A 25,988-nucleotide genomic window follows, 5' to 3' on the forward strand; every position below is an offset into this window, starting at 1 on the left:
AATTTCCTAAAGAAATTATACAAGCTAAGCAAGCTGGGGATACAACAAATAAATTTTGAAAAATATTAATTCTGTCTGCTCCCTCTACAATTTATCTAATTCTTAACTGCATCGACATATTTAACATCGACTATTTAATAATGTATATATAAAGACAAGATTTCACTAAATGTTACGTGCTTCAAATTAAAAAGTTAATTCATTTGATAATTTTTGTGCAGAAATGACTGTGCCTACCACACCAGGTTTCAAATCAATTGCGACAGCTTGGTCATTATCACGCAACTTATCTAACCAATCACTAAATACACTACCTTCAATTTCAATTAATTCACATTCCTCAAAATCTTCATCACGAACTTTGAGTGCTCTATTTTTCAAGCTCCAAACCGGCATGATTTGAGGTTTGTCTTCACTATCATCACTAATCAATATAAAGTGATTTTCGCCATGTTTTGATAAACCAAATACTTGGTCTTCTTTGGCAACATCCTTTACAAATTCTTTAATACGAATTTTATCCAACTCTGACATTAATTCATCAGTCATTTTAACGACTTTTACAATTTGACCAGTTTCTTGTGATGTTTGATTAATGATAACTTGATCATCCTCATCAAATAAGTCATCCAATTCATATGTAACGAATGTATCAATATCAATTTTTAGCACACGGTCATAATCGATTGACGCATGTTTTAAATAGTCTTCCGCTTGTCCTTCTTGAGTCCAAACGCCAACATAATCTTGGTTATTACTATTTAGTCTGACCAGTTTTTTATTTTTGTTAGCAACATAAAACACTTCATTAATCAGTACATCTTTAAAGTACGCCTCATTCTTATAAGACAATGCATAACCCTCCATTTCTAATTTGCAACTATTAAAATACTAAATGACAATACTTATGTCGTCAAATTTCTATTCTAAAAAAAGGACCAAGACTGTATTCTTGATGAATGCCATGTCTTGCTCCCAAATTGACGCATAGAGCTATAACTATATTGAATTATTATCTTTTGATTCATTTAAATGCTAAGAATTGAAATTATGCTTTTTAAAATTATTGCTATATACCTATCAATGGATAGTGATTAGGGTAATTTAATTTTTATCTAATTCAGCTAAAAAGGATTTTTCAATTTTCTCTATGGCTTCTTTTGAATCTCCAGTCCATATACAACCAAAACGAGAATTAACTGCATTCTTTCCAAACCAATCACCATCATAATAAGATAATGGATATAATACGCCCTTTTTGACATATTTTAAAATTGTATTAAAGAAATGTTCATTATCACCATTAGAGAAGTAACTATAGAATTTCTGATATGATGAATTTAATTCTTCTTGTAATAATAACATGCTTGTTGAGCCATTTTGTCTAAAGTTTAAATCGATGGCAAAAACATCATCGTTTTTATCTAATAGTAAATCAAATCCAGCTACACCGAAGAAACCCAACTTTACACCATTTTCCATAATTTCTCTTCCTGCATCAATAACTTGTTGAGGAACATCTTGAACATTTTCATTTCCAGCATAAAATCCATATTTATCAGTGATTTGATGTGCAGTCCCTAAATAAGTCACACCTATTTCTTCAGAATAAGCATACTGAACACAATAATTCTTTACCGCTTCAATTTTTTGTTCAATTATTAAATTATCCGTAGCATCACTTGCTTTTAAAATACGTTGTGTTGCTTTAGCTAAGTCTTCTTCATCATAGCAAATCATTACACCATATCCACCAGCTGTTGGTAAGTCATCACCTGGTTTAATTACAAAAGGGAAATCCCATTCTTTTATGCGCGCTTTAAAATCATTTATCGATACAATTTCTCGCTCTGGTAAATATTTATGATTCGTCCATTCTGGTATTCGCGCTTTATTGTTCAAAGCTACAAATGTCTCTTTATCTACAGCGTAGCATTTATCCGAAACAACATCTTCACTATGAATATATTGAAAATATATATCTTTACCTTCTTCTTTAACAATTCGATTTAATAGTGCTTCATATGTTTCACGGTTTTTAAATTGATACGTATTTGTGGGAACTTTTTTTCCAACAAGATTAAATAGTTGATCTAATTTTTCAGTAATACTTGCTTCATGTACAATCATTGGCATTGAATCTGCAATAAGCATTTCCCTACCAGTTAAGAAATTAGATTGATGCTCCTCTGGCTTTAACCATGGATTTGAAACATAAGATGGTCTCGAGTTATACACTATATTTTCATTATATAAGTCACTTAAAGTTAATTTTAGACCCTTTTCATTTATCGTCATTTTGACTGCCCCTTTATATGAGAGTGCTGTTGAACAATTTCATCAAACATTCCCTTATTTTCAATTAGTTCTAATCCCATTAATGCTATAATTTTCGCACCATGAATTAACGCTTGATCACCATGTACACTTGCCGCAACCTCTCTAAATCTATGTGTATGACCAACTAAGTTTCTAGATCCTATCTTCACATGAGGATGAATCGTAGGTACTATATGACTGACATTACCCGTATCTGTTGAACCAAAACCAAAATCATCATGACTTACATCTTCACCAACTTCGAGCGCGTACTTTTTAAATAATTCATCTAATTTAGGTGTCTTAATAAATTCGTTCACACCATTTTGTATAGGGCCAAATTCATAATCACAACCTGTTTGAATTGCGGCACCCCTAGCAATTTGATTAACTTTTTCTGTTAAAATATCTAGTTCTTTTCGAGTTGTTGCACGTGTGTAGAATCGAGCATGTGTAAAATCGGGTATAATATTTGCAGCTTTTCCTCCGTCTAAGATAACACCATGTACGCGTTGACTTTTTTTAATATGCTGTCTTAACTGTGCTACACCGTTAAAATATGAAATCATTGCATCTAAAGCGTTTAAAGCTTCGTCAGCATTTTCAGAAGCATGTGCACTTTTGCCATAAAATTTTATATCTAATACATCCACCGCTAGTGTATCAATGGTTGGATAAGTTGCATTACCTGGATGAATCATTAATGCTATATCGATATCATCGATAATACCAGCCTTAACATATGTCGCTTTTGCACTACCATTTTCGCCACCTTCTTCTGCAGGACAACCGAGCACGACAACTTTGCCACCGATGCGGTCTATAACTTGTTTCAATGCTGAACCCGCAAGTACACTAGCAGTTCCAATAATATTATGACCACATGCATGACCTAGGCCTGGTAATGCATCATATTCAGCTAAATAGCCAATAACCGGGCCTTCTTGCCCAGAATCATATGTAGCTATAAATCCAGTAGCGTGTCCAGCAATATCCGTTTCTATATCGAAATCATTCTCTTTCAATTTATCTATAAGCGTTCTAGACGCGAAAATTTCTTCATTGCCTAATTCAGGGCGTTCATGTATTCTATGACTAATTTCAACATAATCATATTTATTATTCTCTATATAATCTAAAATTCCTTGTTTATTACTCATAAATCATAACTCCCTTATTATTGTAAAAATTTTTAAAAATATTTTGGATATTGTAACCATATCGTTTCTCAATTAATTATTACTTATTTTATCGGATTTAAAGATTGTTGTCATTAAATAACTTTATATTTACGAAATTTTCTCACAATTAACTTTGTTTAACTATAATTTTGAAAATTGTAAATACCCTTAACTATTGATACAATCAAATCGTTAACTTAATAATTAAGCTTATTTAATATAGGAGGATTTATCATGACTAAAATGAACGTTGAAAGTTTTAATCTAGATCACACTAAAGTTGTCGCACCTTTCGTCCGTTTAGCTGGTACAATGGAAGGCTTAAATGGTGATGTTATTAAAAAATATGACATTCGCTTCAAACAACCTAACAAGGAGCACATGGAAATGCCTGGGTTACACTCACTAGAGCATTTAATGGCTGAAAACATTAGAAATCATACTGATAAAGTTGTAGATTTAAGTCCAATGGGTTGTCAAACTGGTTTTTATGTTTCATTTATTAATCATGACGACTATGAAGAAGTGTTAAATATAATTGAAAAAACACTAAATGATGTTTTAGAAGCTACTGAGGTACCCGCTTGCAATGAAGTACAATGCGGTTGGGCAGCAAGTCATTCACTTGAAGGTGCAAAAGAAATTGCGCAAGCATTTTTAGATAAACGCAATCAATGGTCAGATATTTTTGGTGAAGGTAAATAAATTTCATATTCAAAATAAAAACCACCAATATTTAAATATACTTAAGTATATTTAAATATTGGTGGTTTTACTTTTCTCTTCTATAATTTTTTCACTAGTGCAATTAAAACAAATTGCATTGGTAGTCTTGTGTATAATGCCCATTTAGGTACTTGTTTATCACCTAAAGGTAATTCTTTTCGTGCCATATATATATTTGCTGGTAATACAGCTAATAAGAAAAGATTTATACCTGTTTTTAACCAATTAGCAGGACGTTTTAATAACAACATAATGCCAAAGAAAATTTCAAATACACCTGTTACTAAAACAGCTGTTTTACGTAATGGTAAGTATTCTGGAACAATATTTCTAAATGAGCGTTCATTAGTAAAATGTAGAACGCCAGCTGTTCCAAATGATAAACCTAATAAATAACGAAATACTTTCATTAATGTTCTACTCCCATTTCATTCAAATAACTCTTACCAAATTCAGGTAATTCCACATTGAAATTATCTGCAATGGTCGCACCGATTGAACTAAACGTACTGTCTCCTGATAATTCATGGTATTTATCAATTTTAGGGCTAAACATAAGTACTGGGATATACTCTCTAGTATGATCAGTACCATCGGCAATAGGATCATTTCCGTGATCAGCCGTGATAATAACTAAATCATCTTCTTGAAGATTGTCGATTAATTCTGGTAATCGCTCGTCGAAATCTTTAATAGCTTGTGCATAACCTTCTTTGTCTCTACGATGGCCGTATAGTGCATCGAAATCAACTAAATTTAAGAAACTAATGCCATTAAAATCTTTTTTTACGACATTAATTAATTGATCCATACCATCCATATTATTTTTTGTTCTTATTGCTTCAGTTACACCTTCACCATCATAAATATCATTAATTTTTCCTATAGCAATAACATCATAGTTATTATCTTTTAATGTATTCATAACAGTTTTGCCAAATGGTTTGAGTGCGTAATCATGTCGATTAGAAGTACGTGTAAAGTTTCCTGGTTCACCTACATACGGACGTGCAATTACACGACCAATTAAGTATTTAGGATCTTTAGTTAATTCTCGAACCTTTTCACAAATATCATATAATTCTTCAAGAGGAATAATATCTTCATGTGCAGCAATTTGAAGTACTGGGTCAGCGCTAGTATAGACGATTAAGTCCCCAGTTTTCATTTGATGCTCACCTAATTCATCAATAATGGCTGTCCCTGAAGCGGGCTTATTTGCTACAACTTTACGACCTGTCATTTCTTCAATCTCTTGTATTAACTCATCAGGAAATCCGTTTGGATATACTTTAAATGGTTGCATGATATTTAAGCCCATGATTTCCCAATGTCCTGTCATGGTATCTTTACCCACTGAAGCTTCACTAAGTTTAGTATAGAAAGCACCTGGTTGTTCAACTTTATTGACAACAGGTAATTCTTCAATATTACCCAATCCTAATTTTTCCAAATTAGGTAGCGTTTGGTTAAATCCTTCTAATGTATGCTTTAATGTATGAGATCCTTCATCATTGAAAGCTGCAGCATCAGGCGCTTCTCCGATACCTACTGAATCCATAACAATTAAATGTACTCTTTTGAATGGTGTAGTCATATTTAACACTCCCTCCTACTCTGTAATTATTTTATGAATTAATGTTGGTGTTGTTGCTTGTGCTTGAATTTCAATACTTTCATCAAGTTTCTTAATAACGTCGTCAACATTTTCACGATTACTGTGAATGGTTAATAAAGATTCTCCCTCTTTAACAACGTCTCCTACTTTCTTATTTAATACAATCCCAACACTTAAATCTATTTCATCCTCTTTAGTTTGTCTCCCAGCACCTAACATCATTGAAGCAACACCAATTTCATTAGCAATAAGTTCTGAAACTACGCCACTTGATTGAGCTTTATACTCGATTTGATATGTTGCTGTTGGTAATAGTTCAGGCGCATCAACTACTGAGGCATCGCCACCTTGATTCTCTAAAAATGTTTTAAATTTTTCTAAAGCTGAACCATTTTCAATTGCTTCATTTAATAATTGACGTGCTTCCTCAAGTGTTTTTGCTCTATTAGCTAGAACTACCATTTGAGAACCGAGTGTTAATACAAGTTCAGTTAAATCTTCTGGTCCTTTACCATTTAATGTATCAATAGCTTCTTTCAATTCTAAAGCATTACCAATCGCTCGACCAAGTGGTTGGCTCATGTCAGAAATAATAGCCATTGTATTTCTACCTACATTATTCCCTATACTAACCATAGCATGAGCTAACGCTTCAGCGTCCTCTAATGTTTTCATGAAAGCACCATTACCAGTTTTAACATCTAAGACGATAGCATCAGCACCCGCAGCAATTTTTTTACTCATAATAGATGATGCAATTAAAGGAATTGAGTTAACTGTCCCTGTTACATCTCTCAATGCATAAAGTTTCTTATCAGCTGGAGTTAAATTACCTGACTGTCCAATAACAGCTACTTGATTTTCATTAACAAGTTTAATGAAATCCTCTTCAGAGATTTCAACGTGGAATCCTTTTATTGATTCTAATTTATCAATTGTTCCACCCGTATGTCCTAAGCCACGTCCACTCATTTTGGCTACTGGGACACCCACTGCTGCCACTAGAGGCGCTAATACTAATGTAGTTGTATCACCAACGCCTCCTGTTGAGTGCTTATCAACTTTAATACCATTGATTTTTGATAAGTCAATCACATCACCTGAATTAACCATTGCCATAGTTAATGCTGCGCGCTCTTCGTCATTCATATCTTGGAAAAAGATAGCCATAGCTAAACTCGATGCCTGATAATCCGGGATATCCCCATTCGTGTAACCTTTGATAAAGAATTCAATTTCTTCTTTTGATAATGATTTACCATCGCGTTTTTTTTCAATAATATCTACCATTCTCATAATTCTGAACCCCTCTCAAAATAAGCTGTTGTATCTATGTGCTGTTACGTTAATTGCATTATTAATAATCAGAATCTGACTCTAAGCCTTGAATAATTTGAACACCTGCACTCGCACCTATACGCGTAGCACCTGCATCAATCATTTTATTGAAATCTTCCAAACTGCGAACGCCACCTGATGCTTTAACTTCTAATTCGTCTCCCACTGTATCTTTCATTAATTTCACACCTTCAGGTGCAGCGCCTCCCCCAGCAAAACCAGTTGATGTTTTAACGAAATCAGCACCTGCTGCTTTCGCTAATTCACTTGCTTTAACTTTTTCTTCATCTGATAAAAGCACAGTTTCAATAATCACTTTTACTGTTTTTCCATTTGCTGCTCCAACTACGCCCTCAATGTCTTTTTGAACTTCTTCAAATCTTCCATCTTTAAGTGCGCCGATATTGATAACCATATCAATTTCAGATGCGCCATTTTTAATGGCATCTTCAGTTTCAAAGATTTTAGTAGCAGTTGTAGTAGCACCAAGTGGGAAACCTATAACGGTACAAACCAATACATCAGAATCATTTAATCGTTCTGCTGCATATTTTACATGTGTAGGATTTACACAAATAGATTTAAAGTTATACTCTTTGGCTTCATCAATAATTTGATCGATTTGTTGACGTGTAGATTCCGGTTTCAATAATGTGTGATCAATAAATTTAGCATAATTCATAGTAGTTTCCTCCAATATGTTGTTAAATTTTAATGATATTCCATCTAACTGGAATATTAACTATTTAAATTAATATAGTCCTCTCATTTCTATAGTACAAAAATTCGCAAAAAAGTTAAACAAATGTTATCTTAATCTTAACAATCATGATAAGGAGAAGATATTAATGACAAATGGCACACCTCATATTCAACCTAATGGAACAAAAATCGCAAAGACTGTTTTAATGCCTGGCGATCCATTACGTGCAAAATATATTGCTGATAACTTTTTAGAAAATGTTGAACAATTTAATGAAGTTAGAAATATGTTTGGTTACACAGGTACATATAAAGGAAAAGAAGTTTCTGTAATGGGATCAGGGATGGGAATACCAAGTATCGGTATTTATTCTTATGAGTTATATAATTTCTTTGATGTTGATACTATTATTCGCGTAGGTTCATGTGGCGCATTACAAGAGAATGTAAATTTATATGATGTCATTATTGCTCAAGCAGCATCTACAAATTCTAATTATGTTGATCAATTTAATATACCTGGTCACTTTGCTCCAATAGCTGACTATGATCTCATCACTAAAGCTAAAAATGTAGCAGATGAAATAGGAGCAGTAAGCCATGTAGGTAATGTTTTATCTTCAGATACATTCTACAATGCTGATAAAACATTCAATGATAATTGGCAAAAAATGGGAATATTGGGTATAGAAATGGAATCAGCAGGTTTATACTTGAATGCAATTAATGCTAGTAAAAAAGCGTTAGGTATTTTTACAGTTAGTGACCATATTCTAAAAGACGAAGCAACTACAGCTGAAGAAAGACAAAATTCATTTACTCAAATGATGGAAATTGCATTGGAAATCGCCGAGTAATATCAAATTCTAATAGATAATAAAAGGTGCTTGAGACGATAATGAAATCTCAAGCACCTTTTTATATGATTAATTAAACTAAATATGATTTGAACATCCAATTGTGTTTATCAACAGAATTTTTCATACCGATGAACATATCTTCTGAAACATCATCGCCAGCTTCTCCAGCTACTTCTATAGATTTAATTAATTGCTCTGAAATATGAGTTAAATCATTAGAGAAGGCTTCAACCATTTGTTCAGCTGAGTAATTTTTACCAGCTTCATCAACGATAGAAATTTCAAGACTTTCTTTCAATGTACCAACAGGATTTCCACCAATTGCTAAAATACGTTCAGCTAAGTCATCTACATATTGGCTAGCTTCATTGTATAACTCTTCGAATTTCTCATGTAATGAGAAGAAATTAGGTCCTTTAACATACCAATGGAAATTGTGTAATTTAGTATACGCTACAGTCCAGTTTGCAACTTGCTGATTTAATTCTTTTACTACATCTTGTTGACTCATTATATTCTCTCCTTGTACTTCTGAATTGGTTTCTCTTTATTACAATAATTATTATATTATAATCATTATAATTTGTAAATAGTTATGCTTAACATTTTTTGCACTGATTTTTATAACTACCTTTTCCTATCAACTATTAAAACTTATTTACCAGTGTTTGAAAAGTGATTTACATCAGCAACTAAAATTATATATATATTTACTAACAAACCTCTCATTATCAATTATGACAATATTTTATCAATTACATGCGTTTATCATCTATGAAAAAGGATTTTTCATATTCATTTGGTTTATGCCAATGCGTCTTCCACATCTTATTTCGATTATTTGCAAATAAATTATACGCTAAATCTCTTATTTGACGTGGAATGACTTTAATTAACAATCCTAACCACTTGTAATTCGTTGTAGTCATGATAAGATTAGCAATCGCATTAGATTTAAACTCTAAATGTTGACCACGTTGTAAAATCACGCTGTTTTTATTTAATGCTTCTGGATGTTGTTCAAATAAGTGTTGCCCTGCTTCCCCTTTTAAAGTTGCGAATTCATAACTCTTAGGAAGTCCATTCTGTATTAACCAAATGCAATAGTTATAACAATAAACACAATTACCATCGTAATAAATAATAGGCATTTCTTTCACCTTCCTCTAAGTCTTATTATAAATATTCCATTCTATGCCTTACATTAAACATTAAAAATGTCCATAGTATAGCATGCCTTTAACTATGAATGATTTAAATTTGATATAAAATTTTAAAGCCATAATAATAAAATTAAAAACCTGAGACATAGTAAAACGTCTCAGGTTTAGTTATCTTAAGTTATTCATGATTTACTTTTACAATTCTTGTATATTTAAGAAATTGATTTGAATATTTGCGTTTTATATCTTCTAGACGGTCGTAAGTTACACCAATAATATGCCAGTTCGGATTAAAATGATAGAATGAATCTTTTTCTCTTGACCATTTTACCATTTGCCCCTCTTTATTATACCTAGGTAATGTTACTTCATATCCTTCTAACACATTGATGTAAGTTTGGAAAATGTCAGGATCAATTCTATTAAAATTATCGATGACTAAATAACTTTTATCATTTTTAGGCATTAATTGAGTGATAAAACCTTCGCGATAGTATAGGGCACCAGTTTCATTTGGTAAATATTTACCATATAACATGTCCTCTGTAAAATCCGGATGTCCACTAGTTATTACAGGATTTGCATTTGTCTTTTGTAATAAATTATTTGCCGCTTTCAATCCTTCTTCACGTTGTTCAACAATCAACAATATAAAAGGTTTTATTGACTCATCATGATTTGCTGAATCAATTTCAGTTTTTTTAATTGTTTCAAAAGGTGTTTTCACACTATCATTATTACTCATTTCAATAATAGCATCGTATTGAGTTTGACTCATGCTTGCGATGGCTTGTTTCGCATTTTCTTGTAAAAAATAAAGATTTTTTAACTTAGGATGTTTATTTAATGCACCTAATGTCACTGGAGTAATATGCTTATCATAATATATTTCAATGGCAGTACTATTTGTTCTACCAGGAATAGGTGGTTTCTCATGAATATGTCGAGAAACTTCTCCAATACCTACCACTGATTGATCTTCATATTTATTATAGAAGATAAGATTATCTCCTATTTCTAACTGATTGTAAAAATGATATCCATTACGTTTAATGCCGTTATACGTATGAGTATAAATAGTATAATATTCTCCTGATTCAAATGACTCAGTTTCAGAAAGGAAGAAATAACGTGGAAGTTTCAATTCACCTTTACCTAGTGAAACAATTAAATCATACTCTTCTTTAGTTAATTGATTGATTAAAGTTTCACGCATATTATTCATGCGAAAATCAAGCGTTTCACTTCGCTTTAAATAATCAGTTGTAAGTGATTTTAATAGTTCATTAAATTTAAATTCAACTCTAATTTTATTTTGAGCACCTGTTTGAACACTAATAATTTCTCCAATACCAAGTAATCCAGTATCTGTTTGGACTTGATAAAATATAACTTGATCCCCTGTCTTAGCCTTTTTGAAGGCTCTAAAACCTTGAGTAGGGTTGAATTGAGCTCCAGATTCAAATAATGTTGTTTGACCTACTAACGGTTCATTGTGATTCCATCTAGTATAGCCACAGTTAAGCCAAAAGTAATTTACTTCTTCTTCCATTGTGGGTCTCCTTTAAATTAATTCTCAAAAGTTATTATGTATTTTAATTGATTTCATTGTATTTTAATTAAACGCTATGTTTATTAAGTTATGCTATAAATCTTAACATATCGTCGTTATTTATGTTTAATTTTTTTAGTGTTTTATCTCATTTTAATAAGTTGCTATAAAGGGGAACATTCAGAATCCATCATAAATAATTCTAAATATTCCCCTATGCATTAATTTAATGAGGTGCTAGTAAACTACCTAATAATGGCATTAAATTGATCATGATGCCACCAAGTTTTAGTAATCCACTTAAATCTTTGTCTTTAATGGTAATAATTGCACTTATAATACCTAATATTGCAACAACTCTAGGAATAACAAGTGAAGGATATTGTGGCATATTGAAAAAGACACCTGCCCCTGCTATCACACCACATACTAAAGAGATATATAAAAACTGTTTCAATATTCACACTCCTCTTTAATACAATGAATCATTTATAACACGAACAATAAAAATCAAATATAACTAATGATTAGCGTAAAGTCTCCTTCAAAGACACTATCTAAGTCTTCTGAAGTCAGAACAAAATTGGAACCTTTTTGAATCTTGAAGATTTCTCCATCAATAATAATTTGTCCATCACCATTTAAAACTGAAACAAGACAAAATTCTCTAGGTTTCATATAATTTAATGTCCCACTAACTTCCCATTTAACCATTGTAAAGAAATCATTAGACACAATGTGACTGCATTTATGATTTTCAATAATTTCATTTTCGGGAACGATACTAGGTAGTTCTTGAGAATATTGAATAACATCTAATGCTTTATCAACATCTAATGAAGAACTATTTTCACGTTGTCTATTATAATCATATAATCTATATGTAATATCTGAAGATTGCATTGTTTCATACACAGTTATACCTGAACCGATTGAATGTATAGTACCAGCAGGAATAAAATAAAATTCCCCAGGTTGTACTTTAACTCTTTTTAAAGATTCCAAGAAATTATCTTGGCTAATCTGATCTTCCAGTTCTTCTTTAGAGTTAACCGTAGTACCAATTAAAACTTCAGCATCTTCTTCTGCATCAATAATATACCAACATTCTGATTTGCCATATTGCCCATTTTCAAATTCATAAGCATAAGAATCATCTGGGTGAACATGAATCGATAGCGGCTCATTCGCATCAACTATTTTGCACAATAACGGAAAATCTTTGCTTGGAAAATCACCGAACAATTCTCTATGTTGCGTCCAAACTTGGTCTAATGTTTGTCCAGCATAAGGCCCGTTAAGGATCATACTCTTTCCATTTGGGTGTGCAGAAATCCCCCAACATTCTCCTGTGGATTCACTAGGTATATCATAATTGAATTGAGTTAATTTATTACCGCCCCAAATTTTCTCGAAAAAAATAGGCTTTAAAAATAATGGCATAGTTGCACCCCCTAAAACCATTTAAGGCTATATTCTCTATTTCTAAAGTAAATGATAATATCTGATTTATATGTATAAAACTTAAAAATTAATTATGTAAAAGTGAAATTATATTCAAAATAATTATCCAACATTACTTGTGTTACCATTCGTATCCTTATTATATCAACTTTATCTTTATTTTAATAGAAATTATTTAAATGATAAAACACATAAAGAAGTGGGACATAATTCAATTAGAATTCATTATCCCACCACAACTGAAATAATTACTATTAGTTAAAGTTTAATGAAAGCATTTTTTAATTCAATGATTATCTTTAAACAACTCATTTATTCAAATGAAGACAATGCTTCGCTTATTGATTGATTACCTGTAATAACTTGGAATTCTTTATTTATGAATTTATTCTCAGATAAAGCAACTTCTTTTAACACAGATGCCACATCTTCTCTAGGTATAGAACCTCTTCCATCAAAGTATAAATCAGTCTCTATTTTAGAAGTTCCTTCTTTATCTTCTAACGCACCTGGATGAACAATCGTATAATTTAATCCAGAATTTTTTAAGTGTTCATCAGCATAGTGCTTAGCAATTGTATATGGTTTTAAATCACCGCTTGAATCAAAAGCTTCACGACGAGCATCATACGTTGACACCATAATATAATGTTTAATATTGGCTTGTTTACTAGCTTCAATTGTCTTAATCGCACCATCTAAATCTACAATAATAGTTTTGTCAGCACCTGTACTGCCTCCAGAACCCACAGTAAATAAAACTTTATCATAACCGTTAAATGTTTCAGTTAAGTCTTCAATACTATCTTTTTCTACATCAACTAAAGTTGCTTCAATATTATCTTGCTTTAATGTTTCGATCTGTTCGTTTTTACGTACACCAGCTGTAAAATCTACCTGATCTTCTTTTAGTTGCTTTACTAATTTAGAACCTACTCCACCGTTAGCACCTATAACTAATAAACTCATTCAAATCTTCCTCCTTAGTATTTCTACTTCCATCAATTTACCACTTAAATAAAAATTAAAACGTAAGTCATTTTTGACATAGTCAATCATGTATATTAAATTAATATATGAACATATATTCATATATAAGAGGTGATTTATTTGAATGTATCTTTAAGCAGTTGGAACGAAGATGCTACCTTAATACAGACTACTGAAATTTTTAAAGCCCTAAGTGATAAAAATAGATTAAGAATTCTATTATTGTTAGAGCAAGAGGAATCTAGCGTTGGTCATATTACACATACGCTAAACTTGAGCCAGTCTAATGTTTCTCATCAACTTAAAATCCTTAAACAAGCTAGACTTGTTAAGTCCTTAAGACAAGGTCAATCAAAAATCTATTCGATTGATGATCAACATGTTTCAACCCTATTGAAACAAGCCATTCATCATACGAAACATCTAAGAGGTGAAGTTTCAAATGACTAGTCATTCTCATACACATTCACACAACCATTCACATGTACATACTAATAATAAAAAAATTTTAGCCATTTCCTTTATTATTATTGGGCTTTTCATGGTGATAGAAATTGTAGGTGGCTTTATTGCTAATAGTTTAGCATTATTATCTGACGGACTACATATGTTTAGCGACACAGTTTCTCTAGGTGTTGCCCTTATTGCATTTATTTATGCTGAAAAGAATGCCACATCTAGTAAAACATTTGGTTATAAACGTTTTGAAGTTTTAGCTGCATTGTTTAATGGCGTCACTTTATTTGTTATTAGTGTAGTTATTATCGTTGAAGCAATTAAAAGATTTTTTGCACCACCTGAAGTTCAATCAACAGAAATGTTTATTATTAGTTTAGTAGGCTTAATAGTTAATATCGTAGTAGCACTTATAATGTTTAAAGGCGGAGATACCAATCACAATTTAAATATGCGTGGTGCGTTTATTCACGTACTAGGAGATTTATTAGGGTCTGTTGGTGCAATTATTGCCTCAATACTCATATGGACATTTAATTTTACAATTGCAGACCCTATTGCGAGTATAGTGGTTTCACTGCTAATTTTAAAGAGTGCATACGGAATTACGAAATCATCTATTAATATTTTAATGGAAGGAACGCCCTCTGACATAGATTTAGAACAAGTCATCTATACAATAATGGGTCATGAGGAAATACAAAATGTTCATGATTATCATGTTTGGACTATTTCTAATGATATGAATGCTTTAAGTTGTCATGCAGTAGTAGATAAATCACTTACGATAGAGGATTGTGAACAATTACTTAAACAAATAGAACATGAATTAGCACATCTTAATATACAACATATGACGATTCAATTAGAAACACCAAAACATCAACATGACGAATCAATTTTATGTTCTGGAGTTATGCATCAACACTCACATTAGTATAACTTATTAAAAATTAATCAGGGGTTAGACGTTGAATTCGAGTTAAATTCTGTCTAACCCCTGATTTTTAAAACTTATAGAAAATGTTCAAAAATGAGTTGCTTCGCAGGCACTTGTTTTTCATCAAACCCTTGTAAATATTCTTCATTATCATAAGGTAGCTTAATTCTTTCGATTGAAAACTCATTATCATTAATAGTTACAATACCGTAGACGGCATTGGCACCATTGTTTAAACCTATTGCGCCAGGATTAAAATAAATTGTTTTATTATCATCATATAAATGCATTTGATGGTTATGGCCAAATGCAATTAAATCAGCATCTTTATCTTTAAATAATTCAATAATATTTTCTTTACTATTTTCAGTAATTGGACTATACGGCTGTCCTTCTATGCCAGTCTCTAATTTTTGATTCTCAATTTCATAATGAATGAATAGTAATTTTTTTCCACAAATAGTTTTTTCGATATATCTAGGTAACAAATTAAGTTGGTCATAGTAATCTTCATCCATATGGCTCTCTATCCATTGATGATGCTCATAAAATTTATCCTTCAAATCTTCAGGATAAGGCGTGTTATTTACTAATGACATAACCGCTTCATCATGATTACCAGCTATAATTTCCATATCATCACGATCAAATATTGTATCGAGTACTTTATTTGTTTCATGACCAATTCCGATATTGTCCCCGAGATTGTAAATTTTATCGATGTCTACTCTATTATCAATATCATCTAAGACAGTTTGTAATGCATCGAAATTACCATGCACATCTGTAATAATCGCGAATTTCATGATGATATCTCCTTTCAAAATTTAATCATTAGCATATTTTAACACTTAATCTTCAAATATGTTAGATATTATTTTAAAAAAAGTATAAATTTTGATATTGTATTTATATTAAAGTAAAGGAGTGCTTATATTTGTTCAAATATCATAGTTGGGCATTAAAAAATGCTAAACCGCAAATTCTTAAGACGATTTTGTTTAGTATCGTTAGTTTCATTGTAGTATTTGCGGTTTTTGCTGTTGCTAGAACTTTCTTTATGCAATATTTCATGCAAATGCAGCTAGCAGCGCAATTACAACAATCATCGGGTCCATATTTAATTATTATGATCCTGGCTTTATTATTGGGATTATTATTCTTTATATTTGCAGGTTATCAATTACTAGCAGGTGCAATTAATGTTATTGCAAAAGCAATTTCAAGTGAAAATGTTCATTTCAATGACTTATTTGTTGCATTCAAAAAAGGTAAATATGGTAAGAGTTTAATTTTATCATTAATCTCAATTGGCTTATTTATAGTGATGTACTTAATTATAATGGCATTAAATTATTTATTTAATTTAGCATTAACACCTTTATTTACATCATTACAGTCAGCTGTAAGTTCATCTGATAATGCAATTGCCATTTTACTAACAATTCAAATTATTATTTTAATTATTATTGGATTAATCACATCAATCGTATCATGGTTCTTTTTCATTTTAATGATTAATTATACTGTTTCATTAGTAAGAGAATCTAACTATAGTGCAATGTCTCACTTTAAAGTTGGCTTTAAAGGTATTAGAAATGGCCATAAAACTTGGTTTAAATTCTTTATAGCTGTTCTTTTATTAAATTTAATTATTATTATCATTACTCAACCACTTGGTACAATTCTTTCTGTAACAACTGGAAACATGTCTCAAAAAGTTGCTACAGTCATTCTGTATGTAGCACAAGTAATTATTGTTATATTACGTTTAATCCTTTATTTTGTTCTTATAATGGGTGCAGTTCAGTACTTCTTAAAACGTGGTGAAAAATTAAATAAAACTACTAACGAGAAGAAGAAAAAGCACAAAAATAAAAATAAAAGCGTAACTAATAAAAATGACACATTGAGTAATCAACAAAAAATTGACAATACTCATCAATCTTCTAAAAACAATGTTGAAGAACATTCAAATAATGTTACAAACAATGTTAAACAAAAATCTGAGAATGCCAAAGATGAAGCAAGTCATAATTTCAATAAAGATAAATAATACAAATAAGGTGGAACCCAATTAAATAGGGGTTCCACCTTTTATGTTCCACAATTTTATTTTAGGAATTTGCTTTCTAAGAATAATGCAGCGCCATCTTCTTCATTAGTGAATTGTGTCACTTCATTAGTAATTTCCTGTATTTCTTGTCGTGCATTTTTCATTGCGACGCTATAACCACCAAATGCAAACATAGCTCTATCATTATCACTATCCCCTATTACAAGCGTGTCTTCTTGTTTAACATTAAAGTGTTCTATCATTTCTTTAATACCCGTTCCTTTATCGGTATGATATGCCATAGTTTCAGCGTTAAATCTTGATGAATTAGAAACACTAATGTTTAAAAGCACTTGATTTTGAATAAGTTCATCTCTAAAAGTTGTTATTTTTTCTAAGTTTGGCGTAAATAAATAAATTTTAGCATAGTCATCTTCAGGTATGTCCTCTTTCCAATCAATCTTACCAGACATTGCATCTAATCTTGATTTCCATTCACTTTCGCTTACATGATTTGGAGGCGTATCACCTTTAATCATCTCTTGCATCCATGCTTTATCTTCATTTAGCGCAATTCTTGATCCATTAAATGGGAAAACTTCATAATATATTTCTTGCTGTTGTGCTAAAGATACGATTCGTTTAACACTTTCACTCGATAAACTATGCATGAAAAGATTATCACCGTTTACTTCTCCACTCGTACCATTAGAACTGATGATTCCATCAACTTCAAATTGAGGAGGTACAAGTTGATCAATCTCTGTATATGATCGACCAGTTGCTAAAAATACCTTATATCCCTTTTCTCGTAATTCATCAATAATTGATTTTGTTTTAATTGAAGCTTTATTATTCTCATGTAAAATTGTTCCATCCATATCTAGAAAAATCGCTTTGATATTATTCAATGTCATGTAGCCTTCTCCTTTACGTGTCTTTTTTAAAATTGTGGCATTATTTGATGAAATGTGCAACGAGATTACCCTATCATGTGTAAAGAAAATCGATTTTTATAATTCACAACTTCTACATTTTTATTGAAAAGAGATGACATCGTCTTATTAGTTAAAACATCATCAATCTTTCCTTGTGCAAAATTCATGCCTTTACTTAAAATAAAAATTTTATCAAATATTGGTATGATTTCTTCAATGAAGTGTGTCACATAAATGATAGTAATTTCAGGTCGCTCATGTGATAAAGTTTCTAATACTTCCAATAGTGTTTCACGCGCTAAATAATCTAAGCCCGAAGCTGGCTCATCTAAAATTAATAATTCTGGATTACTTATAAGCGCACGTGCAATCATAACCCTTTGTTGTTGTCCAGTTGATAAATAACCGAGGTATTCATTCTCAAATTCTGCCATACCGACTAATTTTAATAGCTTCTGCGCTTCTAACAATTGTTGATGATTGAATGTTTTGTATAGGCCAATAGATTTAAAATAGCCACTTAATACCACATCTATCACATGCTCTCCATCTTGAAATTGATTAGTGAGCTTGTTTGAAATGAAACCGATATGTTGTCTCACATTATCTGCTGAATATCCAACCATTCCAGGTGTCATACCAAAAAGGACTATGTTGCCACTTGTAATTGAATCATAAGCGTTTAGAATATTTAATAAAGTTGTTTTTCCAGCACCATTTAAACCATATAATATCCATTTATCCCCTTTTTTAATATTCCAATCAATACCGTTTAATATATGCTTACCTCTTCTATATCGATGTACATTATTCATTGAAATTAGCATAGTATCACCTCACAATACGATAATTGTAAGATAATTCAGACATTTTTTCAAAATAACAGACTATATTTTATAAGTTAGTATTTCAAATAAAAAAAGAGCAAGATCAAATTCTTAATGAATTTAACATCTTGCTCCCACTAGGATAACTATATTAGAGAAGAGCATGCGATTAACGCTTTCACATTTAAGTTAGCCACTTCAATTTCAATGTTGTCTAACCTTATTAAATTTTACCCCGGCTCAAAATTTATACGAATTATTCAACTGTAACTGATTTAGCTAAGTTACGAGGTTTATCTACGTCTAATCCTCTGTGTAGTGCTGCATAGTAAGCAATTAATTGTAATGTAACTACAGATACAAGCGGAGTTAATAACTCATGTACATGTGGAATTACATAAGTATCTCCCTCTTTTTCTAAACCTTCCATAGAGATAATACATGGTTTTGCACCACGTGCTACTACCTCTTTGACATTACCACGAATTGATAAGTTAACCTTTTCTTGTGTAGATAATGCGATTACAGGTGTGCCGTCTTCAATTAATGCAATTGTACCATGTTTAAGTTCTCCACCAGCGAATCCTTCAGCTTGAATATATGAAATTTCTTTTAGTTTTAATGAGCCTTCAAGACTTACATTATAGTCCATTGTACGTCCGATGAAGAATGCATTACGCGTTGTTTCTAAGAAATCCTTAGCAATTTGTTCCATTACTGGAGTATCATCTACAATTGTTTCAATTGCAGTTGTTACTTTAGCTAATTCTCTCAATAAATCAATATCATTATCTCGACAATGTGCTTTAGCTACAACTTGAGATAAGATTGATAAAACAGCAATTTGAGCTGTATATGCTTTTGTTGAAGCAACTGCAATTTCAGGACCAGCATGTAATAACAATGTATGATCTGCTTCACGTGATAATGTTGAACCAGCCACATTTGTAACTGTTAATGATTTGTAACCTAATTTGTTAGTTTCAACTAACACTGCACGGCTATCAGCAGTTTCACCTGATTGAGAAATATAAATGAATAATGGTTTTTCAGATAATAGTGGCATGTTATAAACAAATTCAGAAGCTACATGTACTTCAGTAGGTACACCAGCCCATTTTTCTAAGTATTCTTTACCAACTAGACCTGCATGATAACTTGTTCCTGCTGCGATGATATATATACGATCTGCAGCTGCAACATCTTTAACAATTTCAGGGTCAATTTTTAGGTCGCCATTTTCATCTTCATACTCTTGAATAATACGACGCATAACTGCTGGTTGTTCATTAATTTCTTTAAGCATGTAGTGATCATAGATACCTTTTTCAGCATCTGAAGCATCGATTTGAGCAGTATAAGTGTCTCGATCTTGTACATTGCCATCAAGGTCTTTAATAGTTACACTGTCTTTTTTAACAATAACAATTTCATGGTCATGAATTTCTTTGTATTCATTCGTTACTTTAATCATAGCTAATGCGTCTGATGCAATGACATTGAACCCTTCTCCAACACCAACTAATAAAGGTGATTTGTTTTTAGCTACATAGATTGTATCGCTATCTTGATTATCAAGTAAGCCTAATGCATATGAACCGTGTAATAAAGAAACTACTTTAGAGAAAGCTTCTTCAGTTTCTAAACCTTTATTCGAGAAGTGTTCAACTAATTGAACAATAACTTCTGTATCTGTCTCAGATTGGAATGTTACATCTGATAAATATTCACTTTTTAATTCTTCATAATTTTCAATTACACCATTATGAACTAATGTAAAACGTTCATTATTAGATTGGTGAGGATGTGAATTCACTGTACTTGGTACACCGTGTGTAGCCCAACGTGTGTGACCGATACCAACGTGACCATCAGTGTCATTGTTGTCAGCAACTTTTCTTAATTCTGCAATACGACCTTTTTCTTTAAAAACAGTTGTACCATTATCGTTTGCAACTGCAATACCAGCTGAGTCATACCCTCTATATTCTAATTTTTCTAATCCTGATAATAACAATTCTTTTGCATTATCATATCCAATATATCCTACAATTCCGCACATAAATTTTTCCTCCGTTAAATATAGCTTGAAAATTTTATCTGTTATATAAAATTTAAAAAGGTAAAGTGTTTTTAAACATTAGTAATTTTATTAATAATTCTATTTATTATTAATGTTTTATATTTATTGTATTTACCCATTAAAGCCATATTATATTTCTAAGATTTTATAAATTTTAGGCATTCTTATTATTTTTGTGCATTTAGTTACCTAAATGTTTTAAATAATAAGCTAACGAATGAGCCTCATCCGGAATAGCATCCGCCGATATTTTCGATGACTATTCTCCTCGTCTGCAAAGTAATAAATTGCCCTACAAAAGCTCTCATATTTAACTTTTGATTATAGGTACACTTATATTTTGCCCTGGCGCTTTATAATTAATTTTGAACTATCCTCCTTCCAATATTATTTATTTTACACTTTTCAAATAAATGAATGCAAACAATTTCCGACCTTTTTAGTAAAAATTTAAAATAAATATCTTTTGTAATCTTCTAAATTACATAATAATTGTTTCTAATTATTAAATTATTACTAAACAATATCGCAACCAATTAAATGAAAACGCTTCAGAAAAACGTTAATTAAACATTTAAAAAACCTCCAAAGCCACACATTAAATGTAAACTTTGAAGGAAAACGAAAATTGTTTTATTAAATTGGTTACTCTAAGCCCATTTTAGATTGAACTTCATCAGCAATTCGTTGTGCAAAACGTTGCGCATCTTCGTCAGTTGAAGCCTCGACCATTACACGAATTAACGGTTCTGTACCTGATGGTCTAACTAAAATTCTACCTTCACCATTCATTTCAGTCTCTACTTCATCCATCACTTTTTTAACATCTACATTTTCTTCTACATGATGCTTATCTGTAACTTTAACATTGATTAGAGATTGCGGATATTTTTTCATTTGAGCAGCTAACTCACTTAAAGGTTTACCACTCATTTTAATAACAGCAGCTAATTGAACACCAGTTAATAAACCATCTCCTGTAGTATTGTAATCCATCATAACAATATGTCCTGATTGCTCACCACCAAGGTTGTAGTTACCTTTTCTCATTTCTTCTACTACGTATCTATCTCCAACTTTTGTTTTATTAGATTTGATACCTTCGTTTTCTAAAGCTTTATAGAAACCTAAATTACTCATAACAGTAGAAACAATCATATCGTTGTTTAATTCTTGGTTTTTATGCATTTCTTGACCAATGACAAACATGATTTGGTCACCATCAATAATATTACCTTTTTCATCAACAGCAATTAATCGATCACCATCGCCATCAAATGCTAAACCAAAGTCGCTTTCAGTTTCAAGAACCTTTTCAGCTAATAATTCAGGATGAGTTGATCCACAATTATCATTAATATTATAACCATCTGGGCTACAGCCAATTGTTTCAGTATCAGCTTCTAAATCTCCAAATAAGAAAGGTGCTAGTGCTGATGTAGAACCATTTGCACCATCAAGTGTGATTTTTAATCCTTCTAAATTAACATCAATAGTTGATTTTAAGTAGCTTAAATATTTCTGAGCACCTTCGAAGTAATCAGAAAAATGTACAATATCTGTTCCAACTGGTCTTGGTAAATCAGGATTTTCTTGATCCAATAATGTTTCAATCTCTTCCTCTTGAGCATCAGATAATTTAAAACCATCTGCACCGAAGAACTTAATTCCATTATCAGCCACTGGATTGTGCGAAGCTGAAATCATTACACCTAATTCAGCTCCCATTTCTCTAGTAAGATAAGCTACTCCAGGTGTAGATATAACACCTAATCTCATAACTTCAGCCCCAATTGAAGCTAATCCTGCAATCAAAGCAGATTCAAGCATTTCACCTGACACACGTGTATCTCTACCAACTAAAACTTTTGGTCTGTCAGCACCTTCATTATGTGCTAGTACATAACCACCATAACGACCCAACTTAAATGCTAATTCAGGTGTTAACTCTTTATTGGCTATTCCTCTTACTCCATCAGTACCAAAATATTTTCCCATCATTAATACTCCTTTTTAATTTGTTATTTTAAGCTAATATGTGCTGTTATTTCATCTGGATCAGATTTCTTTACTTTATCTGGTAAATTTAATTGAACATTCTGATCTTTAGATTCAGTTATATTCTTAAGATCAACATTTGCCTCTATCTCATTAATATCTTGTAAATCATCTCTATTACCATAAATCTCTATCTCATTCTCATCAACTGTTATATCATCCAAGCTAGCACCATCAGGTAAACTGCCTTTTTTATTAATTTTAACTTTAACCTTTTTGCTATATTCTTGGAGTTTAACATTTAATTTGACTTCATTAGGCTGTATATTAACATCTAATTTATTTAATGATTTATCAAAAGCAGTAACATCTGCTACACTAGAAGTATCTTGCCTTAATTTGTTAGCTTCTTTATAAGTAGCTTTTAAATATGCGATTTTCTTAAGTTGTTCTCGTCCTCCAGTTACTTTGACAGAATTAGGCTCAACAGAACTGTCTTTCACTTTATAGTTTGGGTCTATATCATCTTTCCCTATATCTGCTTGAACATGCATCGTTTTAGTTTCTTTATTTTCCAAAGTAACATAAGCTTGCTTAGGTTTAACATTGTAATTAATATCATTACTTAAGCCTTTAACGATATAGTCTTCTTTGTATTTTCCGGCTTTAGCGTTGGATAAATCCACTGCAACTTTAATATCATCGGCGTTTTCGATTTTTAATAATTTAGATTGTGGACCTGAAACAGTTACATTAACAGTCTCAGGTGCTTTAGTTACATGTAATACTTTGGAATTATAAATTATCTCAACAGGTACATCTTCAATTGTTTTAGATGAATTTTGTGATAAATTATCATTACTAAAAATATTTCCAAATACATTATTAACTGATAAATAGAAAAAGATTGCCAATAGTAAAGCAATAAATCTGAGACCCCATTTACTCTCTAGCATCTTATTTCACACCTTTCTTTTGAAAGCGTGTGCCAAACCAATGTTCGGCTAATAATTCTTCAAATACCTCAGTTGAGATATCTCTACGTAATTTACCATCAAAAGTTACAGATATTGAACCTGTTTCCTCTGAAACAACAATTGTAAATGCGTCTGAAACTTCAGAGATACCCACTGCAGCTCTATGTCTCGTTCCTAGACTTTTAGAAATTTTAGCACTATCTGATAAAGGCAAATAACTAGCTGCACTAGCAATCTTAGAATTTTGAACAATCATTGCACCATCATGTAGCGGGGTATTTGGTATAAATACATTAATTAATAATTCTTGAGATATTTCAGAATTCATCGCTATACCCGTTTCAATATAATCTTGTAATCCCGTTTCTTTTTCAAAAACAATCAAAGCACCAATACGTCTTTTAGCCATATATTGAACAGCTTTCGATACTGCTTCAATTAACTTTTCTTCATCATGACTGTATGTATTAGTATAACGCTTAAATAAGCTTCCACGACCTAACTGCTCCAATGCTCTTCTTATTTCGGGTTGGAAAATAACAATAAGCGCAAGAACACCCCATTGAATTACAATATCAAAAAGTTTAGATGTAGCAGTTAAATTTAGAATTTTACTCACTTGTTGACCAATTACAATAAAAAGAATACCTTTAAGTAATTGAATTGCTTTGGTTCCTTTAAATACAGTTATGAGAAGATAAAGGACATACCATACTATAAGTAAATCCAGCACACTCGTCACAATTTTTAATGTACTAAGATTATCAAAAAAGTTGGAAAAATCCATAGCATCTCCTCCGAATATATTTTCCATAGTCATAATTATACCAATGATAATTACAACTGTCATATGAACAAATAAATTGTATTAAAAAAAGTAGATTATTCAATTAATCAGCAATTGATTAATGATTTATTACCAATATAATCAATCTTCAAATAGATAAACTTTATAATACTTCTATTTAATTTTATAAAAAAAGCACTCCTGATTAGGAGTGCTAATAAGTGAGCCATAGAGGATTCGAACCTCTGACCCTCTGATTAAAAGTCAGATGCTCTACCAACTGAGCTAATGGCTCTAATGGCTGGGCTAGCTGGATTCGAACCAGCGCGTGACGGAGTCAAAGTCCGTTGCCTTACCGCTTGGCTATAGCCCATTAGAATGGTGGAGGGGGGCAGATTCGAACTGCCGAACCCGAAGGAGCGGATTTACAGTCCGCCGCGTTTAGCCACTTCGCTACCCCTCCGATATATAAATGGTGGAGAATGACGGGTTCGAACCGCCGACCCTCTGCTTGTAAGGCAGATGCTCTCCCAGCTGAGCTAATTCTCCAATAATGGTGACTCCTACGGGACTCGAACCCGTGTTACCGCCGTGAAAGGGCGGTGTCTTAACCGCTTGACCAAGGAGCCATGGCTCCGCAGGTAGGATTCGAACCTACGACCGATCGGTTAACAGCCGATAGCTCTACCACTGAGCTACTGCGGAATAATTTAATTTGCCTGGCAACGTCCTACTCTAGCGGAACGTAAATCCAACTACCATCGGCGCTAAGGAGCTTAACTTCTGTGTTCGGCATGGGAACAGGTGTGACCTCCTTGCCATTGTCATCAGACAAGAGAATGATTATACATTCAAAACTAGATAGTAAGTAAATGATTTTGCTTCGCAAAACGTTGAAATAAATTGATTAAGTCTTCGATCGATTAGTATTCGTCAGCTCCACGTGTCACCACGCTTCCACCTCGAACCTATTAACCTCATCATCTTTGAGGGATCTTATAACCGAAGTTGGG

General features: G+C 31.9%; 25 protein-coding genes, 6 tRNA genes and 2 rRNA genes. 5 read left to right on the forward strand and 28 right to left on the reverse strand.

Annotated elements, in window-relative coordinates:
* Window positions 1-186: 186 nt before the first annotated feature.
* The 3 genes from BDW31_RS09405 to BDW31_RS09415 all read right to left on the reverse strand — a co-directional run bounded on the left by BDW31_RS09405 (window position 187) and on the right by BDW31_RS09415 (window position 3,479).
* Window positions 187-852, reverse strand: a complete 666-nt coding sequence (locus BDW31_RS09405; protein ID WP_037551908.1) for a DUF2750 domain-containing protein — start codon at window positions 850-852, stop codon at window positions 187-189.
* 252 nt (window positions 853-1,104) lie between these two features.
* Window positions 1,105-2,298 (reverse strand): L-aspartate--L-methionine ligase LdmS, encoded by a 1,194-nt coding sequence (gene ldmS, locus BDW31_RS09410; RefSeq protein ID WP_037551906.1) that lies wholly within the window; start codon window positions 2,296-2,298, stop codon window positions 1,105-1,107.
* Window positions 2,295-3,479 carry a M20 family metallopeptidase gene (locus BDW31_RS09415; RefSeq protein ID WP_053025304.1) on the reverse strand — a complete coding sequence of 395 codons (1,185 nt, stop codon included), beginning with the start codon at window positions 3,477-3,479 and terminating at the stop codon, window positions 2,295-2,297. The genes ldmS and BDW31_RS09415 overlap by 4 nt, the downstream gene beginning before the upstream one ends.
* A gap of 255 nt (window positions 3,480-3,734) precedes the next feature.
* Here BDW31_RS09415 and BDW31_RS09420 point away from each other — a divergent pair, with 255 nt between their 5' ends.
* Window positions 3,735-4,205 carry an S-ribosylhomocysteine lyase gene (locus tag BDW31_RS09420; protein WP_037551902.1) on the forward strand — a complete coding sequence of 157 codons (471 nt, stop codon included), beginning with the start codon at window positions 3,735-3,737 and terminating at the stop codon, window positions 4,203-4,205.
* Between the two features lie 80 nt (window positions 4,206-4,285).
* On the opposite strand, the gene BDW31_RS09425 is transcribed toward BDW31_RS09420, so the two are convergent.
* From BDW31_RS09425 to deoC, 4 genes are all read right to left on the reverse strand, one after another.
* Window positions 4,286-4,636, reverse strand: coding sequence for a DoxX family protein (locus BDW31_RS09425; protein ID WP_053025305.1), 351 nt, complete (start codon window positions 4,634-4,636; stop codon window positions 4,286-4,288).
* Entirely contained in the window at window positions 4,636-5,823 is a 1,188-nt protein-coding gene (deoB, locus tag BDW31_RS09430; protein ID WP_011275210.1) for a phosphopentomutase, read from the reverse strand. The genes BDW31_RS09425 and deoB overlap by 1 nt, the downstream gene beginning before the upstream one ends.
* Before the next feature lie 15 nt (window positions 5,824-5,838).
* Window positions 5,839-7,140: a pyrimidine-nucleoside phosphorylase gene (locus BDW31_RS09435; protein ID WP_037551899.1), complete on the reverse strand. Its 1,302-nt coding sequence runs from the start codon at window positions 7,138-7,140 to the stop codon at window positions 5,839-5,841.
* Window positions 7,141-7,201: 61 nt separating this feature from the next.
* The gene (gene deoC / locus BDW31_RS09440) at window positions 7,202-7,864 is read right to left on the reverse strand and encodes a deoxyribose-phosphate aldolase (protein ID WP_053025306.1); all 663 of its coding nucleotides are present in this window, start codon (window positions 7,862-7,864) and stop codon (window positions 7,202-7,204) included.
* A 166-nt stretch (window positions 7,865-8,030) separates the two neighbouring features.
* Here deoC and deoD point away from each other — a divergent pair, with 166 nt between their 5' ends.
* On the forward strand, window positions 8,031-8,741 hold the full coding sequence (deoD, locus tag BDW31_RS09445) for a purine-nucleoside phosphorylase (RefSeq protein WP_037551894.1): 711 nt from the start codon (window positions 8,031-8,033) through the stop codon (window positions 8,739-8,741).
* A 73-nt stretch (window positions 8,742-8,814) separates the two neighbouring features.
* Here the strand turns inward: deoD and BDW31_RS09450 are convergent, their stop codons facing one another.
* From BDW31_RS09450 to BDW31_RS09475, 6 genes are all read right to left on the reverse strand, one after another.
* Entirely contained in the window at window positions 8,815-9,258 is a 444-nt protein-coding gene (locus BDW31_RS09450) for a Dps family protein (RefSeq protein ID WP_110709602.1), read from the reverse strand.
* A 241-nt stretch (window positions 9,259-9,499) separates the two neighbouring features.
* The gene (locus BDW31_RS09455; protein ID WP_037551892.1) at window positions 9,500-9,895 is read right to left on the reverse strand and encodes a thiol-disulfide oxidoreductase DCC family protein; all 396 of its coding nucleotides are present in this window, start codon (window positions 9,893-9,895) and stop codon (window positions 9,500-9,502) included.
* 190 nt (window positions 9,896-10,085) lie between these two features.
* The gene (locus BDW31_RS09460; protein WP_053025308.1) at window positions 10,086-11,459 is read right to left on the reverse strand and encodes an EVE domain-containing protein; all 1,374 of its coding nucleotides are present in this window, start codon (window positions 11,457-11,459) and stop codon (window positions 10,086-10,088) included.
* Window positions 11,460-11,685: 226 nt separating this feature from the next.
* Window positions 11,686-11,916, reverse strand: coding sequence for a hypothetical protein (locus tag BDW31_RS09465; RefSeq protein WP_011275203.1), 231 nt, complete (start codon window positions 11,914-11,916; stop codon window positions 11,686-11,688).
* A gap of 53 nt (window positions 11,917-11,969) precedes the next feature.
* Window positions 11,970-12,902: a type I phosphomannose isomerase catalytic subunit gene (locus BDW31_RS09470; RefSeq protein WP_037551888.1), complete on the reverse strand. Its 933-nt coding sequence runs from the start codon at window positions 12,900-12,902 to the stop codon at window positions 11,970-11,972.
* 333 nt (window positions 12,903-13,235) lie between these two features.
* On the reverse strand, window positions 13,236-13,892 hold the full coding sequence (locus BDW31_RS09475; RefSeq protein ID WP_053025309.1) for an SDR family oxidoreductase: 657 nt from the start codon (window positions 13,890-13,892) through the stop codon (window positions 13,236-13,238).
* 141 nt (window positions 13,893-14,033) lie between these two features.
* Here BDW31_RS09475 and BDW31_RS09480 point away from each other — a divergent pair, with 141 nt between their 5' ends.
* Both BDW31_RS09480 and czrB read left to right on the forward strand, forming a co-directional pair.
* Window positions 14,034-14,363 carry an ArsR/SmtB family transcription factor gene (locus tag BDW31_RS09480; protein ID WP_037551884.1) on the forward strand — a complete coding sequence of 110 codons (330 nt, stop codon included), beginning with the start codon at window positions 14,034-14,036 and terminating at the stop codon, window positions 14,361-14,363.
* Window positions 14,356-15,306, forward strand: a complete 951-nt coding sequence (gene czrB, locus BDW31_RS09485) for a CDF family zinc efflux transporter CzrB (protein ID WP_053025310.1) — start codon at window positions 14,356-14,358, stop codon at window positions 15,304-15,306. Before BDW31_RS09480 ends, czrB begins: the two co-directional genes overlap by 8 nt.
* A 77-nt stretch (window positions 15,307-15,383) precedes the next feature.
* On the opposite strand, the gene BDW31_RS09490 is transcribed toward czrB, so the two are convergent.
* Complete coding sequence (locus BDW31_RS09490) at window positions 15,384-16,115, reverse strand: metallophosphoesterase family protein (RefSeq protein WP_053025311.1); 732 nt, start codon at window positions 16,113-16,115, stop codon at window positions 15,384-15,386.
* A 131-nt stretch (window positions 16,116-16,246) separates the two neighbouring features.
* Here BDW31_RS09490 and BDW31_RS09495 point away from each other — a divergent pair, with 131 nt between their 5' ends.
* Entirely contained in the window at window positions 16,247-17,365 is a 1,119-nt protein-coding gene (locus BDW31_RS09495; RefSeq protein ID WP_053025312.1) for a hypothetical protein, read from the forward strand.
* A gap of 56 nt (window positions 17,366-17,421) precedes the next feature.
* Here the strand turns inward: BDW31_RS09495 and BDW31_RS09500 are convergent, their stop codons facing one another.
* From BDW31_RS09500 to BDW31_RS09565, 14 genes are all read right to left on the reverse strand, one after another.
* The gene (locus BDW31_RS09500; RefSeq protein WP_226955430.1) at window positions 17,422-18,276 is read right to left on the reverse strand and encodes an HAD family hydrolase; all 855 of its coding nucleotides are present in this window, start codon (window positions 18,274-18,276) and stop codon (window positions 17,422-17,424) included.
* Window positions 18,277-18,347: 71 nt separating this feature from the next.
* Window positions 18,348-19,130 (reverse strand): ABC transporter ATP-binding protein, encoded by a 783-nt coding sequence (locus BDW31_RS09505; RefSeq protein ID WP_053025313.1) that lies wholly within the window; start codon window positions 19,128-19,130, stop codon window positions 18,348-18,350.
* 256 nt (window positions 19,131-19,386) lie between these two features.
* A complete protein-coding gene (gene glmS / locus BDW31_RS09510; RefSeq protein ID WP_110709604.1) occupies window positions 19,387-21,192 on the reverse strand; it encodes a glutamine--fructose-6-phosphate transaminase (isomerizing) in 1,806 nt (601 codons plus the stop codon).
* A 666-nt stretch (window positions 21,193-21,858) separates the two neighbouring features.
* Window positions 21,859-23,211 (reverse strand): phosphoglucosamine mutase, encoded by a 1,353-nt coding sequence (gene glmM / locus BDW31_RS09515; RefSeq protein WP_053025314.1) that lies wholly within the window; start codon window positions 23,209-23,211, stop codon window positions 21,859-21,861.
* Window positions 23,212-23,234: 23 nt separating this feature from the next.
* Window positions 23,235-24,167 (reverse strand): CdaR family protein, encoded by a 933-nt coding sequence (locus tag BDW31_RS09520; RefSeq protein WP_053025315.1) that lies wholly within the window; start codon window positions 24,165-24,167, stop codon window positions 23,235-23,237.
* A gap of 1 nt (window position 24,168) precedes the next feature.
* Window positions 24,169-24,975: a diadenylate cyclase CdaA gene (cdaA, locus tag BDW31_RS09525; RefSeq protein ID WP_011275189.1), complete on the reverse strand. Its 807-nt coding sequence runs from the start codon at window positions 24,973-24,975 to the stop codon at window positions 24,169-24,171.
* 222 nt (window positions 24,976-25,197) lie between these two features.
* Window positions 25,198-25,270: transfer RNA gene (locus tag BDW31_RS09530), tRNA-Lys, on the reverse strand.
* Window positions 25,271-25,273: 3 nt separating this feature from the next.
* Window positions 25,274-25,348: transfer RNA gene (locus BDW31_RS09535), tRNA-Gln, on the reverse strand.
* Window positions 25,349-25,354: 6 nt separating this feature from the next.
* Window positions 25,355-25,438 (reverse strand) — tRNA-Tyr (locus BDW31_RS09540).
* 10 nt (window positions 25,439-25,448) lie between these two features.
* A tRNA-Val gene (locus tag BDW31_RS09545) sits at window positions 25,449-25,524 on the reverse strand.
* A 5-nt stretch (window positions 25,525-25,529) separates the two neighbouring features.
* Window positions 25,530-25,604: transfer RNA gene (locus BDW31_RS09550), tRNA-Glu, on the reverse strand.
* Window position 25,605: 1 nt separating this feature from the next.
* A tRNA-Asn gene (locus tag BDW31_RS09555) sits at window positions 25,606-25,680 on the reverse strand.
* A gap of 12 nt (window positions 25,681-25,692) precedes the next feature.
* Window positions 25,693-25,807, reverse strand: a 5S ribosomal RNA gene (gene rrf / locus BDW31_RS09560).
* 71 nt (window positions 25,808-25,878) lie between these two features.
* Window positions 25,879-25,988, reverse strand: a 23S ribosomal RNA gene (locus tag BDW31_RS09565); the annotation flags it as partial.

This window comes from Staphylococcus sp. AtHG25, from assembly GCF_003217445.1.
Lineage (GTDB): Bacteria > Bacillota > Bacilli > Staphylococcales > Staphylococcaceae > Staphylococcus > Staphylococcus haemolyticus.

Excerpts from the sequence above, each read along its gene's own strand:
- deoB (WP_011275210.1), bottom strand. The coding sequence starts at position 5,823 with ATGACTACACCATTCAAAAGAGTACATTTAATTGTTATGGATTCAGTA.
- czrB (WP_053025310.1), top strand. The coding sequence starts at position 14,356 with ATGACTAGTCATTCTCATACACATTCACACAACCATTCACATGTACAT.
- deoD (WP_037551894.1), top strand. The coding sequence starts at position 8,031 with ATGACAAATGGCACACCTCATATTCAACCTAATGGAACAAAAATCGCA.
- cdaA (WP_011275189.1), bottom strand. The coding sequence starts at position 24,975 with ATGGATTTTTCCAACTTTTTTGATAATCTTAGTACATTAAAAATTGTG.
- glmM (WP_053025314.1), bottom strand. The coding sequence starts at position 23,211 with ATGGGAAAATATTTTGGTACTGATGGAGTAAGAGGAATAGCCAATAAA.
- deoC (WP_053025306.1), bottom strand. The coding sequence starts at position 7,864 with ATGAATTATGCTAAATTTATTGATCACACATTATTGAAACCGGAATCT.
- BDW31_RS09415 (WP_053025304.1), bottom strand. The coding sequence starts at position 3,479 with ATGAGTAATAAACAAGGAATTTTAGATTATATAGAGAATAATAAATAT.
- BDW31_RS09460 (WP_053025308.1), bottom strand. The coding sequence starts at position 11,459 with ATGGAAGAAGAAGTAAATTACTTTTGGCTTAACTGTGGCTATACTAGA.
- BDW31_RS09455 (WP_037551892.1), bottom strand. The coding sequence starts at position 9,895 with ATGCCTATTATTTATTACGATGGTAATTGTGTTTATTGTTATAACTAT.
- BDW31_RS09475 (WP_053025309.1), bottom strand. The coding sequence starts at position 13,892 with ATGAGTTTATTAGTTATAGGTGCTAACGGTGGAGTAGGTTCTAAATTA.
- BDW31_RS09520 (WP_053025315.1), bottom strand. The coding sequence starts at position 24,167 with ATGCTAGAGAGTAAATGGGGTCTCAGATTTATTGCTTTACTATTGGCA.
- BDW31_RS09470 (WP_037551888.1), bottom strand. The coding sequence starts at position 12,902 with ATGCCATTATTTTTAAAGCCTATTTTTTTCGAGAAAATTTGGGGCGGT.
- BDW31_RS09425 (WP_053025305.1), bottom strand. The coding sequence starts at position 4,636 with ATGAAAGTATTTCGTTATTTATTAGGTTTATCATTTGGAACAGCTGGC.
- BDW31_RS09505 (WP_053025313.1), bottom strand. The coding sequence starts at position 19,130 with ATGCTAATTTCAATGAATAATGTACATCGATATAGAAGAGGTAAGCAT.
- BDW31_RS09435 (WP_037551899.1), bottom strand. The coding sequence starts at position 7,140 with ATGAGAATGGTAGATATTATTGAAAAAAAACGCGATGGTAAATCATTA.
- BDW31_RS09420 (WP_037551902.1), top strand. The coding sequence starts at position 3,735 with ATGACTAAAATGAACGTTGAAAGTTTTAATCTAGATCACACTAAAGTT.
- glmS (WP_110709604.1), bottom strand. The coding sequence starts at position 21,192 with ATGTGCGGAATTGTAGGATATATTGGATATGATAATGCAAAAGAATTG.
- ldmS (WP_037551906.1), bottom strand. The coding sequence starts at position 2,298 with ATGACGATAAATGAAAAGGGTCTAAAATTAACTTTAAGTGACTTATAT.
- BDW31_RS09490 (WP_053025311.1), bottom strand. The coding sequence starts at position 16,115 with ATGAAATTCGCGATTATTACAGATGTGCATGGTAATTTCGATGCATTA.